The sequence below is a fragment of the Peptoniphilus sp. oral taxon 836 str. F0141 genome, from assembly GCF_000179335.1.
GTDB lineage: Bacteria > Bacillota > Clostridia > Tissierellales > Peptoniphilaceae > Peptoniphilus_A > Peptoniphilus_A lacrimalis.
Window position 1 is genome coordinate 1 of record NZ_AEAA01000014.1, and the last position, 3,262, is coordinate 3,262.

The window sequence follows — 3,262 nt, forward strand, 5'->3', positions numbered from 1 at the left end:
AGATTTATTTATCTTTTTTATCTCCTAAAACTTCTTCTGCAATTGACTTAGGAACTTCTTCGTAATGGTCAAATTGCATTGAATAGTTTGCTCTACCTTGTGTGTTTGAACGTAAACTTGTTGCATAGCCAAACATTTCAGCTAATGGTACATATGATGTTACGATTTGTGCACCTGCCACAAGTTCCATACCTTCCATTCTTCCACGTCTAGAATTTATATCTCCAATTACATCACCCATATATTCTTCAGGTGTAGTAATTTCAACTTTCATAACTGGTTCAAGTAATACTGGACCTGCCTTTGCCATTGCATCTCTAAGAGCCATTGAGCCGGCTATCTTAAATGCCATTTCTGATGAATCGACTTCGTGGTAAGAACCGTCATACAATGTTACCTTTAAGTCAAGAACTTCGTATCCACCTAATATACCTGATTGTAAGGCTTCTTCAATACCTTGTTGTGTAGGTCCAATAAATTCTTTTGGAATTGCTCCACCAACAATTGCATTTTCAAATACAAATCCTTGTCCATCTTTTAAAGGTTCAATTTTTATCTTAGCGTGACCATATTGTCCACGTCCACCTGATTGACGTACATATTTACCTTCGCCTTCAGCAGGCTTAGTAATAGATTCTCTGTAAGATACTTGTGGGTTCCCAATATTAGCTTCAACTTTAAATTCTCTTAACAATCTATCAACGATAATGTCTAAGTGAAGTTCTCCCATACCTGCAATAATTGTTTGACCTGTTTCTTCATTTGTATATGTTCTGAAGGTTGGGTCTTCTTCTGCTAATTTTTGAAGAGCTATTGCCATCTTATCTTGAGATGCTTTAGTTTTTGGTTCAATAGCTACTGAAATAACTGGTTCTGGGAATTCCATCTTTTCAAGAATTACTTGGCTTTTTTCATCACATAAAGTATCCCCAGTAGTTGTATCTTTTAAACCTACAGCAGCTGCAATTTCACCTGCATAAATTTCATCAATTTCAGTTCTCTTATTAGCGTGCATTTGTAGGATTCTTCCGATTCTTTCACGCTTACCCTTTGTAGAGTTAGTTACATAGCTTCCAGCTTTTAGAACTCCAGAATATACTCTAAAATATGCTAGTTTACCAACATATGGGTCAGTAACAATTTTAAATGCAAGTGCTGAGAATGGTTCGTCATCAGATGCGTGACGTTCTACAGGATTTCCTTGAAGATCTGTTCCTTCAATCGGTGGTACATCAAGTGGAGCTGGAAGATAATCAATAACTGCATCAAGTAGTAATTGAACTCCCTTGTTTTTGTAGGATGAACCACAAAGTACTGGAGTTAATTTAACTGCTAGAGTTCCTTTTCTAAGAGCTCTTTTAATAAGTTCTTCAGAAATTTCTTCTCCTTCAAGATACTTATCCATAAGCTCATCATCGAAGTCTGCAGCCTTTTCTATCATCTTATCTCTGTATTCATTTGCTAAATCTAAATATTCTTCAGGAATATCAGTTTTATCTATAACTTGTCCTAAATCATCTGTATAAATTTCAGCTTCCATTCTAACTAAGTCAATCATACCGATAAACTTATCTTCTGCTCCCATCGGTATTTGAATTGCTACAGGATTTGCGTGTAGTTTCTTTTCAATAGTGTTAACTGATCTAAAGAAATCAGCTCCTGTAACATCCATTTTGTTTATATGACATATTCTTGGAACATGGTACTTATCAGCTTGTCTCCAAACTGTTTCTGATTGTGGTTCTACACCTGATTTAGCATCAAAAAGTGCAACAGCTCCGTCAAGAACTCTTAAAGATCTTTCAACTTCAACTGTAAAGTCAACGTGTCCAGGAGTGTCTATGATATTTAATCTATAGCCCTTCCAATAGCAAGTTGTTGCTGCAGAAGTAATTGTGATACCTCTTTCTTGCTCTTGTTCCATCCAGTCCATTTGAGCTGCACCTTCGTGAGTTTCACCTATCTTATGAATTTTTCCAGCATAAAATAAGATACGTTCAGTAGTTGTAGTTTTACCAGCATCAATATGTGCCATGATACCTATATTTCTAACTTTTTTTAATGGTATCTCTCTAGGCATGCTTTTCCTCCCTTATATCCATTACCATCTATAGTGAGCAAAGGCCTTGTTAGCTTCCGCTGTCCTATGCATTTCTTCTTTTCTCTTAACGCTGCCGCCTAAATTATTTGAGGCATCAAGAATTTCTTTTGCAAGTCTATCATCCATAGTGTGTTCTCCTCTGGCTCTTGCATATTTAACCAACCATCTAAGTCCTAAAGTTTGACGTCTTTCTGGTCTAACTTCCATAGGAACTTGATATGTTGCTCCACCAATTCTTCTACCTTTAACTTCTAGAACAGGCATTACATTATTTAAAGCTTTATAAAAAACTTCTATGGCCTCTTCACCTGTTTGTTCGGCAATCTTTTCCATTGCGCTATATACAATTCTTTGAGCAGTTCCCTTTTTTCCATCTAACATGACGTTATTTATTAGTTTTGTGATAACAACATCATCATAAACAGGATCGGCCATAACTTCTCTTTTTTGTATGTGTCCTTTTCTTGGCATAACTTCCCTCCTTAACCATTTAGTAATTCACTGGTACTCGGTTTGTCCCGTTTGCTAAGAATCTATAAAAAAATCTATATATTCTCATTAATTTTTAGGCTTCTTTGTACCGTATTTAGATCTTGCTTGCTTTCTATCAGTTACACCTGCAGTATCAAGTGTACCTCTGATTATATGGTATCTAACACCTGGTAAGTCTTTAACTCTTCCACCACGGATTAAAACAACACTGTGTTCTTGAAGATTATGTCCGATTCCAGGAATATAAGCCATAACTTCATATCCATTAGTCAAACGAACTCTGGCTACTTTTCTTAAAGCTGAATTAGGTTTCTTTGGTGTTACTGTTCTAACCGCTATACAAACTCCTCTTTTTTGTGGAGAATTAGCTTCTGTTTCAGTTTTCTTCAAAGTATCATAGTTCACATCAAGTGCTGGTGATTTAGATTTAGTATGAATCTTTTTTCTACCATTTTTGACAAGTTGATTAATTGTTGGCATTCGTGCACCTCCTATAAATAAATTGTACATTTTTTAAGACTACCTAGAGGTAGTCTTAATCTCCTAAATACTGTATAATTCTACCACCAAATAGCTTATCTGTCAATTGAATTTTGGTAAACTTATAATTTATTCATATTAAATTTTATTATTTTAAAATTTTTATTATTATTTTTTATATTTTTTTAT

Annotated in this window: 3 protein-coding genes; all 3 read right to left on the reverse strand. The window is 34.9% G+C overall.

Going from position 1 to position 3,262, the window contains the following annotated elements:
• Window positions 1-4: 4 nt before the first annotated feature.
• The 3 genes from fusA to rpsL all read right to left on the reverse strand — a co-directional run bounded on the left by fusA (window position 5) and on the right by rpsL (window position 3,073).
• The gene (gene fusA / locus HMPREF9131_RS00305) at window positions 5-2,080 is read right to left on the reverse strand and encodes an elongation factor G (RefSeq protein ID WP_009344724.1); all 2,076 of its coding nucleotides are present in this window, start codon (window positions 2,078-2,080) and stop codon (window positions 5-7) included.
• A gap of 21 nt (window positions 2,081-2,101) precedes the next feature.
• Window positions 2,102-2,572: a 30S ribosomal protein S7 gene (gene rpsG / locus HMPREF9131_RS00310; RefSeq protein WP_004824925.1), complete on the reverse strand. Its 471-nt coding sequence runs from the start codon at window positions 2,570-2,572 to the stop codon at window positions 2,102-2,104.
• An 87-nt stretch (window positions 2,573-2,659) separates the two neighbouring features.
• Window positions 2,660-3,073 (reverse strand): 30S ribosomal protein S12, encoded by a 414-nt coding sequence (gene rpsL / locus HMPREF9131_RS00315; protein ID WP_004824932.1) that lies wholly within the window; start codon window positions 3,071-3,073, stop codon window positions 2,660-2,662.
• Window positions 3,074-3,262 lie beyond the last annotated feature (189 nt).

Coding starts and splice junctions, on each gene's coding strand:
- fusA (WP_009344724.1), bottom strand. CDS start 2,080: ATGCCTAGAGAGATACCATTAAAAAAAGTTAGAAATATAGGTATCATG.
- rpsG (WP_004824925.1), bottom strand. CDS start 2,572: ATGCCAAGAAAAGGACACATACAAAAAAGAGAAGTTATGGCCGATCCT.
- rpsL (WP_004824932.1), bottom strand. CDS start 3,073: ATGCCAACAATTAATCAACTTGTCAAAAATGGTAGAAAAAAGATTCAT.